The sequence below is a fragment of the Jannaschia sp. W003 genome (genome assembly GCF_025144335.1).
Classification (GTDB): domain Bacteria; phylum Pseudomonadota; class Alphaproteobacteria; order Rhodobacterales; family Rhodobacteraceae; genus Jannaschia.
In genome coordinates this window covers 2,815,993-2,836,497 of record NZ_CP083539.1, presented here as the reverse complement: position 1 = coordinate 2,836,497, position 20,505 = coordinate 2,815,993, and the positions used below count along the sequence as shown (strand labels likewise).

At 75.1% G+C, this 20,505-nt stretch carries 21 protein-coding genes; 6 read left to right on the top strand and 15 right to left on the bottom strand.

Going from position 1 to position 20,505, the window contains the following annotated elements; translation table 11 throughout:
• Positions 1 to 6: 6 nt before the first annotated feature.
• On the bottom strand, positions 7 to 993 hold the full coding sequence (gene cobS / locus K3554_RS14035) for a cobaltochelatase subunit CobS (protein WP_259941307.1): 987 nt from the start codon (positions 991 to 993) through the stop codon (positions 7 to 9).
• Between the two features lie 131 nt (positions 994 to 1,124).
• Between cobS and K3554_RS14030 the strand changes: the two genes are divergently transcribed.
• The 4 genes from K3554_RS14030 (at position 1,125) to K3554_RS14015 (ending at position 4,414) form a co-directional block, all read left to right on the top strand.
• Positions 1,125 to 1,685, top strand: coding sequence for a sigma-70 family RNA polymerase sigma factor (locus tag K3554_RS14030; RefSeq protein WP_259941303.1), 561 nt, complete (start codon positions 1,125 to 1,127; stop codon positions 1,683 to 1,685).
• The gene (locus K3554_RS14025) at positions 1,682 to 2,359 is read left to right on the top strand and encodes an anti-sigma factor domain-containing protein (protein WP_259941301.1); all 678 of its coding nucleotides are present in this window, start codon (positions 1,682 to 1,684) and stop codon (positions 2,357 to 2,359) included. The genes K3554_RS14030 and K3554_RS14025 overlap by 4 nt, the downstream gene beginning before the upstream one ends.
• 121 nt (positions 2,360 to 2,480) lie before the next feature.
• Positions 2,481 to 3,038: a fasciclin domain-containing protein gene (locus K3554_RS14020; protein ID WP_259941299.1), complete on the top strand. Its 558-nt coding sequence runs from the start codon at positions 2,481 to 2,483 to the stop codon at positions 3,036 to 3,038.
• Positions 3,039 to 3,193: 155 nt separating this feature from the next.
• Positions 3,194 to 4,414 carry a DUF2235 domain-containing protein gene (locus K3554_RS14015; RefSeq protein WP_259941296.1) on the top strand — a complete coding sequence of 407 codons (1,221 nt, stop codon included), beginning with the start codon at positions 3,194 to 3,196 and terminating at the stop codon, positions 4,412 to 4,414.
• Positions 4,415 to 4,562: 148 nt separating this feature from the next.
• On the opposite strand, the gene K3554_RS14010 is transcribed toward K3554_RS14015, so the two are convergent.
• Complete coding sequence (locus tag K3554_RS14010; RefSeq protein ID WP_259941293.1) at positions 4,563 to 5,177, bottom strand: J domain-containing protein; 615 nt, start codon at positions 5,175 to 5,177, stop codon at positions 4,563 to 4,565.
• A 78-nt stretch (positions 5,178 to 5,255) separates the two neighbouring features.
• Here K3554_RS14010 and K3554_RS14005 point away from each other — a divergent pair, with 78 nt between their 5' ends.
• The gene (locus K3554_RS14005; RefSeq protein WP_409197320.1) at positions 5,256 to 5,507 is read left to right on the top strand and encodes a BolA family protein; all 252 of its coding nucleotides are present in this window, start codon (positions 5,256 to 5,258) and stop codon (positions 5,505 to 5,507) included.
• A 1-nt stretch (position 5,508) separates the two neighbouring features.
• Here the strand turns inward: K3554_RS14005 and K3554_RS14000 are convergent, their stop codons facing one another.
• The 6 genes from K3554_RS14000 to K3554_RS13975 form a co-directional block, all read right to left on the bottom strand.
• Positions 5,509 to 5,916: a DUF4177 domain-containing protein gene (locus tag K3554_RS14000; protein WP_259941290.1), complete on the bottom strand. Its 408-nt coding sequence runs from the start codon at positions 5,914 to 5,916 to the stop codon at positions 5,509 to 5,511.
• A 235-nt stretch (positions 5,917 to 6,151) separates the two neighbouring features.
• Positions 6,152 to 7,063, bottom strand: coding sequence for a homocysteine S-methyltransferase family protein (locus K3554_RS13995; protein WP_259941288.1), 912 nt, complete (start codon positions 7,061 to 7,063; stop codon positions 6,152 to 6,154).
• A 65-nt stretch (positions 7,064 to 7,128) separates the two neighbouring features.
• Positions 7,129 to 8,004: a hypothetical protein gene (locus tag K3554_RS13990; protein ID WP_259941287.1), complete on the bottom strand. Its 876-nt coding sequence runs from the start codon at positions 8,002 to 8,004 to the stop codon at positions 7,129 to 7,131.
• A gap of 74 nt (positions 8,005 to 8,078) precedes the next feature.
• A complete protein-coding gene (locus tag K3554_RS13985) occupies positions 8,079 to 8,981 on the bottom strand; it encodes an alpha/beta hydrolase (RefSeq protein WP_259941286.1) in 903 nt (300 codons plus the stop codon).
• Positions 8,982 to 9,061: 80 nt separating this feature from the next.
• Positions 9,062 to 10,576: an Asp-tRNA(Asn)/Glu-tRNA(Gln) amidotransferase subunit GatB gene (gatB, locus tag K3554_RS13980; RefSeq protein WP_259941285.1), complete on the bottom strand. Its 1,515-nt coding sequence runs from the start codon at positions 10,574 to 10,576 to the stop codon at positions 9,062 to 9,064.
• Between the two features lie 421 nt (positions 10,577 to 10,997).
• Positions 10,998 to 12,137: an alkene reductase gene (locus tag K3554_RS13975; RefSeq protein WP_259941282.1), complete on the bottom strand. Its 1,140-nt coding sequence runs from the start codon at positions 12,135 to 12,137 to the stop codon at positions 10,998 to 11,000.
• A 239-nt stretch (positions 12,138 to 12,376) separates the two neighbouring features.
• Between K3554_RS13975 and K3554_RS13970 the strand changes: the two genes are divergently transcribed.
• Positions 12,377 to 13,243 carry a lytic transglycosylase domain-containing protein gene (locus K3554_RS13970; RefSeq protein WP_259941279.1) on the top strand — a complete coding sequence of 289 codons (867 nt, stop codon included), beginning with the start codon at positions 12,377 to 12,379 and terminating at the stop codon, positions 13,241 to 13,243.
• A gap of 6 nt (positions 13,244 to 13,249) precedes the next feature.
• Here K3554_RS13970 and K3554_RS13965 read toward each other — a convergent pair whose 3' ends face one another.
• The 7 genes from K3554_RS13965 to K3554_RS13935 form a co-directional block, all read right to left on the bottom strand.
• Positions 13,250 to 14,176, bottom strand: coding sequence for an AEC family transporter (locus tag K3554_RS13965; RefSeq protein WP_259941277.1), 927 nt, complete (start codon positions 14,174 to 14,176; stop codon positions 13,250 to 13,252).
• 135 nt (positions 14,177 to 14,311) lie between these two features.
• Positions 14,312 to 15,112: an MBL fold metallo-hydrolase gene (locus K3554_RS13960; RefSeq protein ID WP_259941276.1), complete on the bottom strand. Its 801-nt coding sequence runs from the start codon at positions 15,110 to 15,112 to the stop codon at positions 14,312 to 14,314.
• A 306-nt stretch (positions 15,113 to 15,418) separates the two neighbouring features.
• Complete coding sequence (locus K3554_RS13955; protein ID WP_259941274.1) at positions 15,419 to 16,198, bottom strand: TatD family hydrolase; 780 nt, start codon at positions 16,196 to 16,198, stop codon at positions 15,419 to 15,421.
• A 37-nt stretch (positions 16,199 to 16,235) separates the two neighbouring features.
• A complete protein-coding gene (locus K3554_RS13950) occupies positions 16,236 to 17,297 on the bottom strand; it encodes a DNA polymerase III subunit delta' (RefSeq protein ID WP_259941271.1) in 1,062 nt (353 codons plus the stop codon).
• Entirely contained in the window at positions 17,294 to 17,890 is a 597-nt protein-coding gene (tmk, locus tag K3554_RS13945) for a dTMP kinase (protein ID WP_259941269.1), read from the bottom strand. The genes K3554_RS13950 and tmk overlap by 4 nt, the downstream gene beginning before the upstream one ends.
• Before the next feature lie 145 nt (positions 17,891 to 18,035).
• Positions 18,036 to 19,274, bottom strand: a complete 1,239-nt coding sequence (locus K3554_RS13940; RefSeq protein WP_259941267.1) for a D-alanyl-D-alanine carboxypeptidase family protein — start codon at positions 19,272 to 19,274, stop codon at positions 18,036 to 18,038.
• 44 nt (positions 19,275 to 19,318) lie between these two features.
• Entirely contained in the window at positions 19,319 to 20,374 is a 1,056-nt protein-coding gene (locus K3554_RS13935) for an SPOR domain-containing protein (RefSeq protein ID WP_259941266.1), read from the bottom strand.
• Between the last annotated feature and the right edge of the window lie 131 nt (positions 20,375 to 20,505).

The following is a 20,505-nucleotide window of genomic DNA, read 5'->3' as shown; positions in this document are numbered from 1 at the left end:
CGGCGCTCAGGCCAGCGCGGTGCTCGCGGCGCTCTCGGGCAGCTCCTCGCCAAAGCAGCGCTGGTAGAACTCGGCCACGGTCTCGCGCTCCAGCTCGTCGCACTTGTTCAGGAACGTGAGGCGGAACGCGTAGCCCACGTCCCGGAAGATGGTCGCGTTCTGGGCCCAGGCGATCACGGTGCGGGGGCTCATGACCGTGGACAGGTCGCCCGCCATGAAGGCGGTCCGCGTCAGGTCGGCCACGGCGACCATGCGGCTCACGGTCTTCCGGCCCTCGGCGGTCTGCCACTCGGGGTTCTTGGCGAGCACGATCTCGCACTCGGCGGCCTGGGGCAGGTAGTTGAGCGTCGCCACCATTGACCAGCGGTCCATCTGCGCCTGGTTGATCTGCTGGGTGCCGTGGTAGAGGCCCGTGGTGTCGCCGAGGCCGACCGTGTTGGCGGTGGCGAACAGGCGGAACGACGGGTGCGGCGTGATGATGGCGTTCTGGTCCATCAGCGTCAGCTTGCCGTCGTGCTCCAGGACGCGCTGGATCACGAACATCACGTCGGCGCGGCCGGCGTCGTACTCGTCGAACACGATGGCGACGGGGTTGCGCAGCGCCCAGGGCAGGATGCCCTCGTGGAACTCGGTGACCTGCACGCCGTCGCGCAGCTTGATGGCGTCCTTGCCGATCAGGTCGATGCGGGAGATGTGGCTGTCGAGGTTCACGCGCACGCAGGGCCAGTTGAGGCGGGCGGCGACCTGCTCGATGTGGGTCGACTTGCCGGTGCCGTGGTAGCCCTGGATCATCACCCGGCGGTTCCAGCCGAAGCCCGCAAGGATCGCCAGCGTGGTGTCGTGGTCGAAGCGGTAGGTCGGGTCGATCGCGGGCGTGCGCTCCGAGGGCTCCTCGAAGCCCTTGACCACGAGGTCGCTGTCGATGCCGAACGTCTCGCGGACGGACACGTCGCGCGTGGGTTCCGCGTCCATGATGATGCCGCCGTCCGCCATGTGCCGTCTCCTCGATGCCGCCCGTGCGGGTGCAACATAAAGGCCGCAGGTTCAAGGGCAACGCCGGGGCGGAGGGGACGCGATGGCGGGCGGCCGCTAGACGGGAGGGCGGGGCGGACACGGAGCGCGGCATGGCGACGCGGGAGGACATCGAAGGCTGGCTCGCGCGCGCCGCGCTCGGCGACCGCCGGGCGTTCGGCCCGCTCTACGACGCCACGTCGGCCAAGATGTTCGGCATCTGCCTGCGCCTCCTCCACGACCGCGCCGAGGCCGAGGACGCGCTGCAGGAGGTCTATGCCAAGGTCTGGCGCGGGGCGGGGCGGTATGCGGCCAACGGCCTGAGCCCGATCACCTGGATGGCGGCCGTCGCGCGCAATCACTGCATCGACCGCTTGCGCGCGGCCCGCGCCCGCGGCGAGCGCGGCGGCGCGCGCGGCGAGATGCCCGACGAGGCGGCCCTGGCCGACGGGCGCCCCGGCGCAGAGGACGCCGCCGTGGCGCGCGGCGAGGCGGCGCGGGTGGTGGAGTGCCTTGGGCAGCTCGAGGAGAAGCGCGGCGAGGCGGTGCGGCGCGCCTATCTGGAGGGCGAGACCTACGCCGAGCTGGCGGCGCGCTTCGGGGTGCCGCTCAACACCATGCGGTCGTGGCTGCGGCGCAGCCTGATCGCCCTGAGGGAGTGCCTGGAGCAATGAGCGCCGCCGTGCCCCCCCGCCCCTCCGACGACGACCGCGCGCTCGTGGGCGAGTACGTGCTGGGCCTGCTGGAGCCGGCCGTCGCGCGCGCGGTCGAGGACCGCCTCGCCGCGGAGCCCGCGCTGCGCGCGGAGCGGGCGGCCTGGGAGGAGGCGCTGCTGCCGGTGGCGGAGGCGCCCGAGGCGGCGCCCCCCCGCGCCCTGCGGCGCCGGGTCGAGGCCGCGGTGTTCCCCGAGGAGGCCCGCGCCCGCCGCCGCGCGCCCTGGGGACTGGCGGCACTCTTGGGCGCGCCTGCCGCGGCGGCCGTACTCTTGGCGGCGTTCTTCTTCGCGGAGCCGGCGCCCGTGCCCTTCGTGCCCACGCACGCCGCGAGCCTCGCCGCCGAGGATGGCTCGCTCGCCCTCGAGGCGCGCGCCGACGGGCGGCGGCTGGAGGTCGTGCTCGCGCGCGGCGCGGCGCCCGAGGGACGGGACCTGGAGATCTGGCTGATCGCGGGCGGCGCGGCGCCGGTCTCGCTCGGCGTGGTGGGCGGGGACGGCACGCTGCGCGCCGCGGTGCCGGGGGCGCTGACCCCGGGCGCGGTGCTGGCGGCGAGCGAGGAGCCGCCGGGCGGCTCGCCCACCGGGGCGCCCACGGGCGCGGTGCTGGCGCTGGGGACGGTCACGCAGCTGTGACCGCGATGCGCGAGCGCGCATGCGCTTTTTCGTCTCCCGTGCGCAACCTGCGCGATCTCGCTTCGTGACTGCGACTGAACCGGCGGAGGACGCGCCGGTCGATCCAACGGAGGAGACCCCCATGAACACCACCCTCGCCGGCCTCGCCGCCGCCGCCACCGCCCTCGTCGCCACCGCCGCCTCGGCCCAGATGCAGAACCCCACCGTGGGCGGCGCCGAGATGTTCGCCGACAAGACCATCGTCGAGAACGCGGTGAACTCGCCGATCAACACCACGCTGGTCGCCGCGGTGCAGGCCGCCGACCTCGTGGACACGCTCAGCGGCCCCGGCCCCTTCACGGTGTTCGCGCCGACGAACGCCGCCTTCGAGCGCATCCGCGACGCGGATCTCAACGATATGCTCAAGCCCGAGAACAAGGCGTTCCTGCAGCAGGTGCTGACCTGCCACGTGGTGTCGGGCGAGGTCATGGCCGACGCCATCGCCGGCATGATCGCCTCGAGCGGCGGCTCGCACCCCGTGGAGACGCTGGGCGGCTGCACGCTGAACGCCAGCCGCGACGGCAACCGGATCATGCTCACCGACGAGAACGGCCGGGTCGCCAACGTCGAGATCGCCGACGTCGACCAGTCGAACGGCGTGATCCACGTGATCGACCGCGTGCTTCTGCCGAAGCAGTGATCCGACCCATCCGCCCGGCTCCGGCCGGGCGGTGACGGGGCCGCGTTCGGCCCCGGCGCGCCTCCGGCCGTCCCCTGGACCGGAGGCGCTCGCCTGTCCGGGGGTAAGGACATCCGCCATGGGCCGGTGACGCCGCTTCGGCTATCCTCGCCCCCGTGAAGCGCATCGTGATCCTGTGCGACGGCACCTGGAACTCGCCCGACATGACCCACCCCACCAACGTGGTGCGTCTGGCGCGGGCGCTCGCGCCCGAGGCGCGGGATGCGGACGGCACACCGGTGGCGCAGGTGCCGATCTACCTCGAGGGCGTGGGGACCGGGCGCCGGGGCGTTACCCGCACGACGCGCCTCGTCGACCGGGTGCTCGGCGGGACCATGGGGATGGGGCTGCTCGACACCGTTGCCGAGGCCTACCGCCATCTCGTGTTCCTCCACGAGCCGGGCGACGAGGTCTTCGTGTTCGGGTACTCGCGCGGGGCGTTCACCGCGCGCTCGCTGGTGGGGCTGATCCGTCACGCGGGCCTCATCGAGCGCTCCGAGATGCACCGCCTGCCGGAGGTGAGCCGCCGCTACGCCGCGCGCTCGCGCGATCCGGACGAGGCCCGGCAGGCGGCGAACGCGCTGCGCCGCGCCGAGACCGGCCGCCGCGTCTCCGTGGACGCCCGCGACCGCGACCGCCTGCGCGCCCTGGCCGGGGGCGGCGGGCCGGACGCGGCGCGCGCGGCGCGGGCGCTCGCTGCGACGAGGGACGCGGTGCCGATGCGGATCGCGTTCCTCGGGGTCTGGGACACGGTGGGGGCGCTGGGCGTGCCGGGCTGGTTCACGGCCGCGCCGCTCCTGAACCGGCGCCACCAGTTCCACGACACCGCGCTGAGCGAGCTGGTGCTTTCGGCCCGCCACGCCGTGGCGCTGGACGAGCGGCGGCGCTCCTTCGCGCCGACGCTCTGGAGCAACCTCCACATCCGCAACGGGGCGCGCGTGGGCACGCCCTACCGCGAGTGGTGGTTCGCGGGCGATCACGGCGCGGTGGGCGGCGGCGGCGAGATCACCGCGCTGTCGGCGCTCGCGCTCCTGTGGCTGATGGAGGGGGCCGAGGCGGCGGGGCTGCGCTTCGCGCCGGGCGCCTGCGAGGCCATCGCCGCGGAGGCCGATCCCTTCGGCCCGCTGCGCAACTCGGCCGCGCCCGCGGGCGGGCCGGTGGCGGCGATGATGCGGCGCTTCGGACGGGACCGCGCGGGGCCCGCCGTGGTGGAGGGGCTGCATCCGTCGGTGCGCAGGCGCTGGGCGAGGGCGGGCGACCCGCCGGACTGGCCCTACCGCCCCGGCAGCCTCGCGCGGCTGCGCGCGGCGCTGGACGCGCCCGAGGGGGGCGGCTGACGCAGGAGCGGCGCAACTTCGCGCCGGCCGCGCCCGTGACTGCGGGCGAGGGGCGCGAGACCCCGCACGCGGGCGCCGCGGCCCCCGAACCGGTGGCGCCTCGCGAACTGGCCCCCGTCCGCCTCGTGCGGCGGGGGCGACTTCGCAGTCACTTGAAGCTGCGGCTATCCTTGATCTGGTCCCAGGCCCAGACGACCTCGCCGAGCTGCTCCTCCTGGGAGCGGTCGCCGCCGTTCATGTCCGGGTGCAGCACCTTGATGAGCTTCTTGTAGGCCTTGCGGATCTCGGTCTTGTCCCAGCTGTCCTTGGCCTCGAGGATCTCCAGCGCGCGCTTCTCGGTGGGCGGCAGCTTGCGGCCCGCGGAGACGCGGCCCGGGTTCTGCGTGGCGTTTCCGCCGAGCACCTGATGCGCGTCCTCGATGCCGAGGCGCGCCCAGGCGCGCTGCTCGACGCTCTTGCGGAAGGGCTGGGTCTTGCCGCGGTCCAGCTCCTCCTGGGCGGCGATCTCGGCCTCGGTCTGGCCGTCGAAGAAGTTCCACTTCTGATTGTACTCGCGGACGTGATCCTTGCAGAACCAGTAGAAGTCGTCCTTCGTGTCGCGCGACTTGGGCGCGCGGTACTGGCCGCGCTCCTCGCATCCAGGGTGCTCGCACTCGCGCTGCGAGGTCTCGATCGCCCCCGACATGCCCCGCCGGCCACGGGTGTTCCGCTTCTTGGCGCTGCTCACGCGCATGTCGAAGCCGAACGGATCACTCTTGCTCATCGGGTCCCCTTCCGGTCGCAGGCGGCATACTCTAGTCATCGGGTCGCCGAGGCCAAGGGCAAAGAACGGGTTTGTGCCATGATGGAAGCGACGATCCGCCAGCGCCTGGAACAGGCCTTCCCGGGGGCCGAGATCGCGGTGCGCAACGACAGCGCGCGCCACGCCGGGCACAGCGGCGACGACGGCTCGGGCGAGAGCCACTGGCACGTCCTGATCCGCCACGAGTCCCTCGCCGCGCAAGGGCGCGTGGCCCGGCACCGGGCCGTGCACGCGGCGCTCGGCGACGTGATGGGGCGCATCCACGCGCTCGCGCTGGACGTGGCCGGGTAGGCTACTCGGCGGCGTGGCCGGGGGGGCGGCGGCGGGCGAGGATGTGGACGACCTCGGCGTCGTCGATGGCCTCGTCCTCGAAGCCGAGCCACTCCGGGGACGGCAGGCGCAGGGGCGGCGGCGCGGGCGGCGCGAGGGCCGCGACGGCGACGGGCGGCGCCACGGCGCGGCGGAACACCAGCAGCGTGTGGTAGCGCAGCTCCTTGGCCAGGAGGCCCACGCGCTCCTCGGCGGGCAGGGTGTCGGCGCGCACGAACTCCCAGCCCTCGCGGCCCATCCTGTTGAAAAGGCGCGTCATCGCCAGCGCGAAGCGGGCCTCGCCGGAGCGCACGCCGCGGGCGCGCTCGCCCTTGCGGGGGGCGGGAACGACCCGGTACTCGAAGGTCTGGAGTGGCTCGGACGCATCCATTTGAGGCGAATGTGAGGCGCGGGGGCGCAAGAGTCACCTCCCCTCGGCGGAAACGTGCCGTTTCGCCGGGGCGCGTCCGTGCCCCGCCGGGAGGGGGGCGCCCCCCGTGCACCCCCCGTGCATACGTGAGGACGCCGGGGCTCTGCCGTCGCCTCCGGGCTCGAACCGATGGCGCCCGAAGGCGACCGCCGAGGTCCTTGCAGCAAGGTGAGGGAGGGAAGGCCGGGGGCGGGCCTCAGGGGCGGACGATCTCGTGGCCGGCGGCGCGCAGCTCGGCGGCGAGGCGGGCGATGTGGGCGGGGCCGACCTCGCAGCAGCCGCCGACGATCGTGGCGCCGCGCGCGACCCAGGCCATCGCGTGGGCGGTGTAGGCGGCCGGATCGAGATCCTCGCGCACGCCCAGGGCGTCCACGGTGCCGCCGATGGCGAGGTCGTCGGCCTTCACGAAGCCGTTGGCGTAGGCGCCGAAGGGGACGCCCGCGCCCTCGATCAGCGGCAGTCCCCGCGCGATGGCCTCGGGGCGCGAGCAGTTGAGCAGGATCGCCTCGGCGCCCTCCTCGAGCGCGGCATCGCGCCCCGCCTCCAGGGGCTCGCCGGAGCGCAGGCGGGTGCCGTCGGCATCGTCGACGCTCAGGGCGCACCACGCGCGGGCGCCGGCCTCGCGGGCGGCGCGCACGCTCGCGCGGGCCTCGCCGGCGGCGCTCATGGTCTCGGCGAGCATGACGGCGCAGTGCGGGGACTGGAGCGCCACGATGCGGCGGTAGGTGCGGAGGGCCTCGTCGAACGCCGGCCCCGCCTCGGGGTGGTAGGAGCCGCCCAGGGGGGGCAGGCAACCGAGCAGGGCGGCGTCCACGCCCTCGGCGGCGCGCGCGGCTTCGGCGATCTCCACGGCGCGGCGCTGGAGAGTCTCGAACAATTCGTCGGCCTCGGGCCCACCCATGTGCCGGGCGAGGCGCTCGGGCGTGGCGGAGTAGCTGTTGAGGGTGATCGCCGTGGCGCCGGCCTGCAGGAAGTCGCGGTGCGCGGCCTCCACGATGCCCGGCTCGCGCTGCATCACGGCGGCCGACCAGAGCGGCGAGGGCGGCTCGGCGGAGCGGTGCACCAACTCCTGTCCCATGCCGCCGTCGAGCAGAACGACCTGTGCCATGCGCGCGTCTCCCGTGGTTCCGCCCGGCACCTAGCGGAACGGCCCGCGGTTGCAATCGGGGAGCGCTACCGCAGGAGGGCGCGCAGCTGCACCTCGCGCAGCACGAGCGGCGCGCCGGTGCGGCGGCGGGCGTCGAGCGCGTCGGCCACCTTGCCGCCGTGGCGGGCGTGGCACCAGAAGGGCGTGCCCTCGTCGCCGATCACCACCGCCGCGATCCCGTCCTCGACGCCGCGCGCGACGCGGGCCCCGGCGCGGGCGAGCCGCTCCACCATCAGGCGGCGGGGGCCGCAGGCGAAGGTGCCGGAGAGCGCGACGCGCAGGCCGCGCAGCGAGCGGGGCGGGGCGCGGTCCTCGACGACCGGGGCGAAGGCGGCGCCGGCGATCCCGGTCTCGCCGAAGCGGTCCACGAGGAGCGCGGCGACGAGGCGGGCGATGCGGTGCCCTTCGAGGGGGGCGATGCCCTCGGCCAGGGCGTCCGACACGGCGAGGCGCAGCGCTGCGATGCGCGGGTCGGCCGTGAGGTCGTGGGGCGAGTGCAGCGCGCGGGCGAGGGCGCGCGCGGCGTCCGCGCCCACCGGCGCGGCGGCGAGCGCGGCGCAGCGCCCGAGGCGGCGGGCGGCGTCGGAGCGCGCGCAGCGCGGGTCGGTCCCGGCGACGCGGTGATCGAGGCCGCGGGCGAGCGCCTCGGCCATGGCACCGCCGCCGCGCAGCGCGGGCGCGGCGTCGAGCAGGGCGAGACCGGCCTCGTCGCGCGCGGCGCGGGCGACCACGCGCGCCTCTTGTACGAGGCGCGCGGCGCCGATCCGGGCCGCGCGCCCCGAGGCCGCCGCCTCCGCGAGGTAGCCGGGGAGCACGCAGGCCGCGGGCTCCGTCGCCGGCACGGGGCGGGGGACGGCGGCGTGGGCGAGCGTGGCGGCGGAATGGCGGGTGGCGGCGTTCATGGCGGCTGGCTCCTCCGGGTCCGGTCGGGCCGGAGGGTGCGGCGAAAGAGGTTAAGGCGCCGTGAACGGCCCCCTCACGCGCCGCCCGCGAACAGCATCTGGTCGCCGCCGAGGGTCGGGCGGCGGGTGGGCAGGGTGGCGGGATCGGCGCCGCCGAGCACGAGGGCGGCGTCGCGGAAGAAGCCGGGCGAGAGGAACCACCAGTTGTGCGACACCACGCGCCCGCGCGCGGCGGGCGCCACGTCGCGGTGGTACTGCGCGCCGCAGCGCACGTCGTGGAACGGCGGGCGGGCCGGCTCGATCAGCCCCGCGCGCCCGGCCCGCGGGCGGTTGCCGTGGACCACGCGCGCGATGCGCAGGATGCCGTCGTGGGGGCAGTGGTAGTTGGTGAAGCGCTTGGCGCGCGCGGCGATGCCCCGGCCCCAGGGGGCCTGCCGCTTGAGCTGGGCCGCGTCCACGTCGGCGGCGGTGAAGAGGAGGTTGCGCAGCGTCCAGCGCGGGCCGCCCCCGGCGAGGGCGTGGGCCGCGAGGTAGCATCCCATCGAATGGGCTAGGACCGAGACGTCGCCGCCCGCCACGTGCGCGAGCAGGGGGCGGATGCCGTCGGCGACGAGGCCCGGCGCGATGCGGGCGGCGTCCTGCCGGTCGTAGTCGTAGCCGTAGACCACGCCGTCGCTGGCCCAGTCGAAGCCCGCCACGGCGCCGCGGAATCCGCCCGCCTTCAGCCCCCGCTCGACCGACAGGAGGCGCTCGAACATCGCCGGCTGGCGGGTGTTGTAGCCGTGCACGTAGAGCACCAGCCCGTGGGCGCCCGCGGCGCGCTTGGCGTGGGCGAGCCAGCGGCCGCGCTCGACGAAGCCCACGGACCAGGCGCCGCCGCGCCGTTCGACCCACAGGTGGTGGGTGCGATCCGAGACGGCGTTGCCGAAGCGGCGCGCCGTGTCGTCGAAGCGCCGGCGCGAGAGGACGAGGGTCATGGCGCGGCTCCGAGTTTGCCGGGGCCGAGCGTAGCGCGAGCGGGGGCTTGCGCCAAACCCCGCATGCGGGGGTGGCGGGGCTACTCGGCCAGCTTGCGCGCCACGATCTCGTTCACCGCCTTCGGGTTCGCCTTGCCGCCCGTGGCCTTCATGACCTGGCCCACGAACCAGCCCGCGAGCTTGGGGTTGGCCCGCGCCTTCTCGACCTGCGCGGGGTTGGCCGCGACGATCTCCGCCACGGCGGTCTCGATGGCGCCGGTGTCGGTGACCTGGCGCATGCCGCGGGCCTCGACGATGGCCTCGGGGTCGCCGCCTTCGGTGTAGACGATCTCGAACAGGTCCTTGGCGATCTTGCCGGAGATGGCGTCGGAGCGGATCAGCCGGATGATCGCGCCGAGCTGCGCCGGGGTGACGGGCGAGGCGTCGATGCTGCGCTCGTCCTTCTTGAGGCGGCCGAAGAGGTCGTTGATGACCCAGTTCGCGGCGAGCTTGCCGTCGCCGGCCTCGGCCGCGGTGGCCTCGAAGAAGGCGGCGTCGGCGGTGTCGGCGGTCAGCACGCTGGCGTCGTAGTCGCTGAGGCCGAACTCGGCCATGAAGCGGGCCTTCTTGGCGTCGGGCAGCTCGGGGAGCGCGGCGCGGATGTCGTCGACCCACTCCTGTTCGATCTCGAGCGGCAGGAGGTCGGGGTCGGGGAAGTAGCGGTAGTCGTGCGCCTCCTCCTTGGAGCGCATGGAGCGGGTCTCGCCGCGGTCGGGGTCGTAGAGGCGGGTCTCCTGCACCACGCTCTCGCCGCGCTCGAGGAGGGCGATCTGGCGGCGGGCCTCGTGGTCGATGGCGGCCTGGATGAAGCGCAGCGAGTTCATGTTCTTGATCTCGCAGCGGGTGCCGAGGTGGGCGAAGTCCTGGGTTTCCTGGTACCGCTCGTACTGGCCCGGACGGCAGACCGAGACGTTCACGTCGGCGCGCAGGTTGCCGTTCTGCATGTTGCCGTCGCAGGTGCCCAAGTAACGCATGATCTGGCGCAGCTTGGTCACGTAGGCGGCGGCCTCCTCGGGGCCGCGGATGTCGGGGCGGGAGACGATCTCCATGAGCGCCACACCGGTGCGGTTGAGGTCCACGAAGCTCATGGCCGGGTCCATGTCGTGGATCGACTTGCCGGCGTCCTGCTCGAGGTGGATGCGCTCGATGCGCACCGTCCGCGCGGTGCCGTCGCCCATCTCCACCCGCACGGCGCCCTCGCCGACGATGGGGTGGTAGAGCTGGCTGATCTGGTAGCCCTGCGGCAGGTCCGGGTAGAAGTAGTTCTTGCGGTCGAAGGCCGACCGCAGGTGGATCTCCGCCTCCAGCCCGAGGCCGGTGCGGACGGCCTGCGCCACGCAGTACTCGTTGATGACGGGGAGCATGCCGGGCATGCCGGCGTCCACGAAGCTGACGTTGGCGTTGGGCTCGGCGCCGAAGCGGGTCGAGGCGCCCGAGAAGAGCTTCGAGTTCGAGGCGACCTGGGCGTGGACCTCCATGCCGATCACCAGCTCCCAGTCGTCGCGCTCGCCGGCGATCACCTTGGGCTTGGGCGTGGGGCGGGTGTGGTCGAGCATGGGACGGGCCTCCGGGGGTTCGGGGCGCGGTTTAGGCCGGGGGGCGGGGTGGGGCAAGGTGAGGGGCGGTCCGGCGGAGCCGGGGATCGGTCCGGGGGACCGATCCAGCCCCAAGCGCGCGAAGCGCCGGGACGGGGGGCGATAGGTCCGGGACGCGGGCGCGTGGATATGCGCGGTCACACCCCCGACTTGATCCGGGGCGTCTGGCGGACGTCGGCGCCGTCGTTGCGGGGCGAAGCACGTGGGGAGGGCCGAGGCCCAGGCCCGAGGCCGGGGCGTGGTGCGCCTCGCAAGGCGCGCGCCTTGCCGGCCTTCGGCGCCGCTCGTGCGGCGCCAGGGCCGGGCGAGTGGCCCGCGCCCGCCGGGGAGGTGCGGGCGCGGGCGGGCCGCCGCGGGGGAGGGCCGCGGCGGAGGGCGTGGCTCAGGCCGCGTCGAGCGCGTCCCGAGTGCGGGCGAGGGTGGGGTAGTCCACGTAGCCCTCGGCGCCGCCGCCGTAGAAGGTGGACTGGTCGGGCTCGTTGAGGGGCGCGCCTTCCGCGATCCGGCGCGGCAGGTCGGGGTTGGCGATGAAGAGGCGGCCGAAGCTGACCGCATCCGCGCGGCCCTCCGCGATCCACTCGGCGGCGTCGGCCGGCTCAAAGCCGCCGTTCACGACGAAGGGGCCGTCGAAGGCGGCCCGCATGGCCTCGGTCACGCCCTCCACCCGGTCGCCCCCGCCGTGGGTGTTGGGGCGCACCACGTGGAGGTAGGCGAGGCCCTTGCCGGCGACCGCCTTCGCGGCGGCCTCGTAGGTGGTGCGGGGGTCGCTGTCCTCGCTGCCGCCGGCGCCGCCGGTGGGCGAGAGGCGGATGCCGACGCGGCCCGCGGGCAGCTCCTCGCGGAGCGCGTCCACGATCTCGACCATGAGGCGCAGACGGTTCTCGAGCGAGCCGCCGTAGCGGTCGGTGCGGCGGTTCACGCCGTCGCGGATGAACTGGTCCACGAGGTAGCCGTTGGCGGCGTGGAACTCGACGCCGTCGAAGCCCGCGGCCTTCGCCTGGCGGGCGGCATGGCGATAGTCCTCGATGACGCGCGCGATCTCGTCCGTCTCCAGCGCGCGGGCCTCGGAGTGGGGCACGGTGGGGCCGTCGGGGTGCAGGTCGCCCACGAAGGCCTCGCCCTCGGGCGTCCAGGCGCTCGAGGAGACGGGGGCGCCGCCGTCCTGGAACACGCCGTGGCTGATCGCACCCACGTGCCAGAGCTGGCAGAAGATGCGCCCGCCGGCGTCGTGTACGGCGCGGGTCACGAGCCGCCAGCGCTCGACCTGCTGGTCCGAGTGGATGCCGGGCGTCCAGGCGTAGCCCTGGCCCTCGGGGCTGATCTGGGTGGCCTCGGAGACGATGAGGCCCGCGCCGGCGCGCTGGGCGTAGTAGAGCGCGTGGAGCGCGGTCTGGGTGTTGCCGTCGGGCTCGGAGCGCGAGCGGGTGAGGGGCGCCATCAGGACGCGGTTCGAAAGCTCGATGTCGCCCACCGCGAGGGGGGCGAGCAGGGCGTCGGCGTGGACGGCGTGGGTGTCGGGCATGGGGAATCCTCGGAAAGACGTCGGTCGCCACCCCAGCGCTTTGCCGCACCGCAGCGTTCCCTGCGCTCGCGCACAGCGCCCTGCGCACGGATGCGGGCGGGCGGGAAAGCGCCCGTGGCGGCGCCTTCCGGGCGCAGGGGTTCCGAAATTCGAAACGCGGGTGGTATGCAACGGGGAATCGGCGTCCTCGGTGGACGCGATGCTGCGATGCGGCACGAACGGGCGAGGGGCCGCGAGGCATGGCGACACGGACATTGCGGATGCTGGGCACGGCGCTTGCCCTCACGGCGGCGCTGGGCGCCGCGACGGGCGCGGCCCGGGCCGAGCCACTGGACGGACCGGTCGCCGCCGCGGACGGGCCGGCGGCGCTCTCGACGCGGACCGGGCCCGCCTCGGCGATCGCGCCGATGGCCAGCATGCGCCCCGCGCTGCGTCCGCGAACCGTCGCCCCCGAGGAGATGCCGGACCTGCGCTGGGACCACGTGAAGGGCTCCGCCCGCTGGACGCAGGCCGCGATGCGCGCGCTGGACGGCCACGGCGAGAAGCTGCTCGACGTGGTGCCCGGCGACGTCGAGAGCTGGTGCCCAGCCTACCCGGACGCGGACCGCTGGTCGCGCAAAGCGTTCTGGGCAGGCCTCCTGAGCACGCTGACGAAGCACGAGAGCACCTATCGCCCCACCGCGGTGGGCGGCGGCGGGCTGTGGTACGGGCTGGTGCAGATCCTGCCCTCCACGGCGCGGCTGTATGGCTGCCAGGCGCGGTCGGGCGAGGCGCTGAAGGACGGCGCGCTCAACATGAGCTGCGCGGTGCGGATCATGGCCCGCACGGTGTCGCGCGACGGCGTGGTCAGCCGCGGCATGCGCGGCGTCGCCGCCGACTGGGGACCGTTCCACTCGGCCAAGAAGCGCGAGGACATGCGCCGCTGGCTCTCGCGCCAGCCGTTCTGCCAGGGGCTGCACCGCTCGGCGCGCCCCGTGGCGCGGCCCGAGGGGCTGGGCGAGACGCCCGGCGAGGGCTTCGCGGTGCCGCTGTTCGTGTCCTGGGAGCTGGACCGCGAGCTGTCGGCCGCGCCCGCCGTGGTGGCGCTGGACGGCCGGGACGGCTGACGGCGCCTAGAGGACCAGGAGCCAGCCCGACACCGTCACCACCGACGCCGCCGTGCCGATCAGGACCGACGAGGCGCTGATGCGCACCGCGCGCCCGTGCATGGCGGCGAAGAGGTAGCTGTTGACGCCCGGCGCCATGGCGGCGGTCAGCACGGCGGCGCGGAAGGCGTCCTCGGGCAGTTGCAGCAGGCGGCCCATGGCGAAGGTCCAGGCGGGGTGGAGGAGGAGCGCGATGCCGACGCAGAGCGCGATCCCGCGCCAGTCGCCCTCGGGGCGGTACTGGACCAGCACGCCCCCCAGCCCGAACAGGGCAGCGGGCAGGGCCGCGGTGGCGGCGAGCTGGAGGGGCTGCTCCAGCACGTAAGGGAGGGGCAGGCCCGAGAGGTTGACGGCGAGGCCCAGGGCCACGCCGATCATCAGCGGGTTGCGCGACATGGAGCGGGCGACGGCGCGCACCCCGCCCGAGAGCCCCGCGCCGCCCGCGCGCACCGCCTCCATCGCCGAGACGCCCACGAGGTAGCAGAAGGCCGCGTGGAGGGCGACGATGGCGAAGATCGGGGCGAGGGCGTCCTCCCCATAGGCGCGCTCGGCGATGGGCAGGCCGAGCAGCACGGTGTTGGCGAACATGGCGGCGAAGCCCACGGCCACGGCGTCCTCGGCCCCGCGCCGCAGCCACAGGCGCATGCCGGCGACGCCGGCGGCGAAGCACAGGAGGCTGCCGGAGTAGTAGGCGACGAGGAGCCGCCAGTCGAAGCCCGCCGCGAGGTCGAGCCGCGCCATGGCGAGGAGCAGGAGGCAGGGGATCGCGAAGCGCTGGGTGAAGGCCATCAGCCCGTCCACCTGCGGGGCGGTGAAGAACCCCCGCCAGACGGCGACGTAGCCGGCGCCGATCAGAACGAACACGGGCGCGACGACGCTCAGGACGGCGAGCACGGGCGTCCCTTGTCTCTGCTCCGCAGGTACCTCGGGGGGGCCGCAGGCTCCTCGGGATCGGTCCGGTGGACCGATCCGCCTGCGGACGGGCGAAGCCCCGGACGGAGCGCAGCGAGCGGGGGCGGAGCCCCCACCTCACCCATCCGGCAGCTCGATCACCATGCCGTCGAAGGCGGGCGTGACGTGGCCGGGCGTCTCGGCGTCGACCGTCTTCCAGTCGAGGTCCACGTGCATGTTGGTGAGCACCGCGCGGCGGGGGGCGATGCGCTCGATCCACGCGAGCGCCTCTCCGAGCGAGAGGTGCGAGGGGTGGGGCGTGCGGCGCAGGGCGTCGAGGATCCAGACCTCGAGGCCGCCGAGCAGCCATTCGGCGCCCTCGGGGATCTCGTTCACGTCGGGCATGTAGGCGAGGTCGCCGATGCGCAGCCCGAGGGCGGGGATGTTGCCGTGGTCCACAGGGATGGGGTTCACGGTGACCGTGCCGCCGGGGCCCTCGATGCCCACCGCGCCGTCGAGAGGGTGGCGGTCGAGGATGGGCGGGTAGGAGGAGCCGGGGGGGGTCTCGAAGGCGTAGCCGAAGCGGGTGCGCAGGGCGTCGAAGGTGGGCTCGTCGGCCCAGACGTCGAGGCGCCGGCGGCGGTTGAAGGCGATCATCCGCAGGTCGTCGATGCCGTGGACGTGGTCGGCGTGGGGGTGGGTCCAGACCACGCCGTCGAGCTCGCCCACGCCGGCGGCGAGGAGCTGCTCGCGCATGTCGGGCGAGGTGTCCACGAGGACGCGGGTGGTGCCGGCGTCGGTGACACGCTCGACAAGGAGGGAGCAGCGGCGGCGGCGGTTGCGGGGGTCGGCGGGGTCGCAGTCGCCCCAGTGCCCGCCGAGGCGCGGCACGCCGCCCGACGAGCCGCAACCGAGGATCGTGAAGCGCAGCGTGGCCATGGGGGGCTACATGCGGCGAAGGGGAAGGAGGGGCAAGGGGCGGCTCGGAGCGGATGCCAGTGGCATTCGCTCAGCCCCTTGCGCGGCCCCGCACCAGCGGGGTCGCCGGGGGTGAGGCTCGGTGCGTCCCGCCCCGGCCTCGCGCCGGGGTCTCCGGGTGGGGTGGTGATTAGGTCTGGGATCGGGCGCGGCCTTGGGGTGCGTGGCTGCCGGGGCGCTCCGCTCCGCAGGAACAGAGACGGTGGTTGGTGGAGGCCCCGGCGCAGGGCCGGGGCGGGGCGGTCTCTTTGGAAGGGGCGCGTCGCCTCAGGCCACCAGCTTCGGGAACAGGCGCTCGACGTTGCGCTCGGTGGCCTCGGCGAAGGCGTCCGGCGCGAGGCCGAACACCTCGGCGCCGACCGCCGCCGTGTGCGCCACGAAGGCGGGCTCGTTGCGCCTGCCCCGGTGCGGGGGCGGGGCGAGGTAGGGGCTGTCGGTCTCGACCACGATCCGGTCGAGCGGCGCGTCCGCGAAGATCGCCCGCAGGTCCGCGGAGCGGGGGAAGGCGGCGATGCCGGACATGGAGAGGTAGAAGCCCAGGTCGAGGGCCGCCTCGGCGAGGGCGCGCGAGGACGAGAAGCAGTGCATGACGCAAGAGTAGGGGCCGGCGCGGTGCTCCTCGGCGAGGATGCGGGCCATGTCGGCGTCGGCGTCGCGGGCGTGGATCACGAGGGGCAGCGCGGTGCGGCGCGCGGCCTCGATGTGGATCCGCAGGCTCTCCTGCTGCTGGGCCTTCGAGTCCTCGGTGTAGTGGTAGTCGAGGCCGGTCTCGCCGATGGCGACCATCTTGGGGTGGGCGGCCAGCGCCTCCAGTGCCTCCACGGTGGCCATGGGCTCGTCGGCCACGCTCATGGGGTGGGTGCCGGCGGCCCAGAACACGGGGGCATGGGCGTCGGCGAGGGCGCGCACCTGCGGAGCCTGCCGGAGCTTCGTGCAGATCGTCACCATGCGGTGGACCCCGGCATCCGAGGCGCGGGAGATAAGGGCGTCGATCTCGCCCTCGAACTGCGGGAAGTCGAGGTGGCAGTGGCTGTCGGTGAGTTGCATGGGCGCCGAGCTATGGCGCGGGGGCCGCGCGCGCAAGTCACAGGGCGCGCGCGGTCTCGTCCACGGCGGCGAGCTGGTCCCAGACGATGGCGGCGGGGTCGACGTTGACGCCGGCGGCGTGGGCGGCGCGGCGCTCCAGCCATTGCGCGCGCTCGGCCCAGAGGCGCGCGGCGGCGTCGTGGGGGGCGAGGCGGCGGAGCGTGGCGGCCTCGCCGGCCACGGCCTCGGGGGGCGGGCCGAGGAGGCCCGCGCGGGCGGCGCGATGGAGGAGGCGCTGGATCGCGTCGAGGGTTCCGGCGAGGCGCTCGGCCCCGCCCCGGCCCGCGTGGGCGTCAGCGAGGCGGCGGGCGTCGGCCCGGTCCATGGGCGGGGCCGAGAACAGGCGCACGAGCGCGGCGTAGGTCTCGGCGGCGCCCCCGGCGAGGGCGATGGCGGCACCCACGGAGCCTTCGGCGAGGGCGGCCAGCGCCGGGTCGGGGTCGGCGGCGCCGGTGGCGCGCACCGCCTCCAGGAGGCCGGGCGGGTCGAGGGGGGCGAGCCGCAGGGTGCGGCAGCGCGAGCGGATGGTGGGCAGGAGGCGCGCGGGCTGGTGCGAGACCAGGAAGAACGTGGTGCGGGCGGGCGGCTCCTCCAGGAGCTTCAGGATCGCGTTCGCGGCGGAGCGGTTCAACGCGTCGGCGTCGTCCACGATCACGGCGCGATGGCCGTCCGCGGACAGGCCGAGGAAGGGGTCGAGGCGGCGGGCCTCGTCCACGGTGATCTCGGCGCGCAGGCGGCCGCGCTTCTCGTCCCAGGGGCGGCGGAGCAGGAGGAGGCGCGGCTCGGACAGGGCGCGGATGCGGGCGAGGTCGGGGTGGTCGCCCGGCTCCAGCGTGTCCGCGGGGCGGGGCGGATCGGTGAGGAGGAACCGCGCGATGCGCCAGGCGAGGGTGGCCTTGCCGACGCCGCGCGGGCCGGCGAGCAGCCAGGCGTGGTGGGGGCGGCCGCCGTTCCAGGCGGCGAGGAAGGCGCGCTCGGCGTCCTCCTGCCCGATGAGGCGCGCGGTGTGGCGCGGGTGCGGGGCCTCGCCGAGGCGGTCGGCTTCGAGCGGCTCGGTCACAGCGCGGCCATCACGCGGGCGTGGACGGCGTCCGCGTCGCCCGCCGCGTCCACCACGCGGACGCGCGCGGGGGCGGTCTCGGCGAGGCGGAGGAAGCCAGTGCGCAACGCCTGTTGGAAGGCGAGGCCGAACTCCTCGAAGCGGTCCTCGGCGCCGCCGCGGCCCGCGGCGCGGGCGTGGGCGGCGGCAGGGTCCAAGTCGAGCACGAGGGTGCGGTCGGGCTCGCGGGCGATGGCCAGGTCGTGGAGGGCGTCCACGAAGGCGCGCAGGTCGCCGCGCGTCGCGCCCTGGTAGACGCGCGTGGAGTCGGCGAAGCGGTCGGTGACCACGGTGGCGCCGCGCGCAAGGGCGGGCTCCACGGTGCGCTCCAGGTGGTCGCGGCGGGCGGCGGTGAACAGGAGCGCCTCGGTCTCGGGGGACCAGCGATCGGGCGCGCCTTCGACCAGGAGCCGGCGGATCGCCTCGGCGCCGGGGGCGCCGCCCGGCTCGCGGGTGAGCACGACCTCGCGGCCCCGGGCGCGCAGGGCCTCGGCGAGCAGGCGGGCCTGGGTGGACTTGCCGCAGCCGTCGATGCCTTCGAGCGAGATGAACATGGGGCGGGCCTAGCAGGGGCGGGCGGCGGGGGCGAGGCGCGGGATGGCGGGCGGCGCGCCCCGGACCCGGGCCGGGGTGCCGCTGAGGGGCGGAGCGCTGGTGGGGGCGGAGCCCCGGCGCGGGGCCGGGGCGTGCGCCGCGGGATCAGCCGTCGGCGGGCTCGACCGTCTCGACCTCGTCGGTCCGGGTGTCGACCTCGACGGGGACCTCGGTCTCGCCGTCGCCCTCGAGGCGGCTCATGGCCTCGCCGATCAGGCGGCCCGCGACGGTGCCGCCGGCGATCTGGATGCGGCGCAGGGGGCCGGCGCGGGCGACGTCCGCGGCGGTGACCAGCGGCACCGACCACGGCGCGAGGTCGGGGTGCTTGAGGGTCAGCGTCGCCACCTGCGTGCCCGCCGCGATCGGGGCCACGAGGGGGCCGTCGTAGCTGATCTCGCCCGTGAGCTGGTCGCCGCCCACGCGGGGCAGGAGCATGGTCAGCTCCTCGGCGGGGCGCAGGGGCACGGTGGCGCTCTCGCCCATGAAGACCTCGGCCTCGATAACGGGCGACTGGTCCTCGAACAGGGTGGTCTCGGCGAACTGGCGGAAGGCCCAGTTGACGATGCGCTCGGACTCCTCGGCGCGCTCGCGCTCGCTGGTCAGGCCCGAGATCACGAAGGTGACGCGGCGGTCGTCCTGCACGGCGGAGCCCACGAGGCCGTAGCCCGCGGCCTCGGTGTGGCCGGTCTTGAGGCCGTCGGCGCCGATGTCGAGCTTCAGGAGCGGGTTGCGGTTGTAGCGGTTCGAGGGCGAGCGGCCGTCGAACTCGAACTCGGTCTCGGCGAAGTAGGGGTAGTACTCGGGGAACTCGGTGACGAGGCGCTCGGCCAGCAGGGCGAGGTCGTGCATCGACATCAGGTGGCCCTCGGCGGGCCAGCCGTTGGAGTTCTTGAAGGTGGAGTTGGTCATGCCCAGCTCGCGCCCGCGCTCGGTCATCATGCGCGCGAAGCCGCGCTCGGTGCCGTCGGGGCTGAGGGCCTCGGCGAGGGCGGCGCTGGCGTCGTTGCCCGACAGGACCACCACGCCGCGGATCAGGTCCTCGACCGAGACCCGGTCGCGGCTGTCGAGGAACATGGTGGAGCCGCCGTAGGCCGCGGCCTCGGGGCTGACGGGCAGCTCGTCGTCGAGCTGGAGGCGGCCGTCCTGAAGCGCCTCGAACACCATGTTCAGCGTCATCAGCTTGGACATGGAGGCCGGCGGCAGGGCCTCGTCGGCGTTCACCGACAGGAGCACCTGTCCGGTGTTGTGGTCGATCACGACGGCGCTGGTGGCCTGGGTCTGGAAAGCCTGGGCGAAGGCCGCCGCGGGAAGGGCGGCGGCCAGCAGGGCGGCGATCGTCGGCATGTGCATGGTGGAGATCCCTTCTCGTTCCGGCCCCATATAGGAGCTTAGCCGCCGACGGGGTAGGCGTCCGAGAAACCGAGGTCGCGGGCCTTGCGCAGCACCGCGGCGCGGTCGCCCGAGGAGGTGGACGGCCCGAGGATCACCCGCCAGAAGGCGCGGCCCCGGCTCTCCTCCTCGAGGACCGTGGGCACGATGCCTGCCTGGCGGAACGCCTCGGCGGTGTTGCGGGCGTTCTCCTCCTGGCTGAAGATCCCGACCTGGACGTAGGGCTCCGGGATCGCCGAGGGGGCGCTGCCGAGCGAGGCGGTGCGCACCGGCGCGGCGGGCGCGGGCGCCGTGGGCCGGGGCGCTGCGGCCACGGCGCGGCCTTCCGCGCGGGCCTTCGCCTCGGCGGCCTCGGTGGCGGCCACGGCGCGGCGCACGCGCTCGGCGAGCGAGGGGGCGGCGGGCTCGGCGGGCGCCGCGGCGGCGGGGACGGTCGCGGGTGCGGGCGCGGGCGTGGGGGTGCCGTCCACCTCGGCCACGGCGGCGGCGATGCGGTCCATCGGGGCGGCGGCAGCAGCGGCGGCGGCGGGCACGGCGGGGGCGGCCGGCGCAGCGGGGGCGTCGAGCGCCGTGGCGACGACCACCGGCGCGGCGGCGGTGGCGGCGGTGTCCGCGGCGGGGGGCACCGCCTCGGACGCGTCGGCCACGGTCTCGGGCACCTCGCGCTTGCGCAGCGCCACCGCGGAGATCGTCTCGGGCTGGCCCGCCGCGATGCCGAGCGCGGCGGCCGCATCCGACGAGAGCTGCAGCGCGGGACCGGCGCCGGCGTGCTCGCGCTTGAACAGGGCGCCGATCACGGACTTCCCGTTCGCGGCGTTGCGGATGATGATGCGCTCGGGGTCGCGCACGTTCGGCGCGGCGACCCAGACGCCGCCGAGCGAGGGGCGCCCGTCCCACAGGGCGCGGTCCTGGACCGAGAAGACCTCGGGGGCCTCCACGTCGCGGGCTACGAGCGTGCCGCCCGCGCTGCCCGCGGTGGCGGGCGCGGTGCGGGTGGCGTCGGCGCCGGGAAGGGGCAGCCCCTGGCAGCCCGCCAGGAGCGCGGCCAGGGCCACGGTGGATAGGATGCGGAAGGGCGTTGCCCCCCGGCTCGCGATGGATGCCTGCGTCACTCGATGCCCCGTGTTCTGCCTGTTCGGTCGCCCGTTCGCCGGGTCTTGCCGTCCGGGCAGCGTAAGCGAATCGC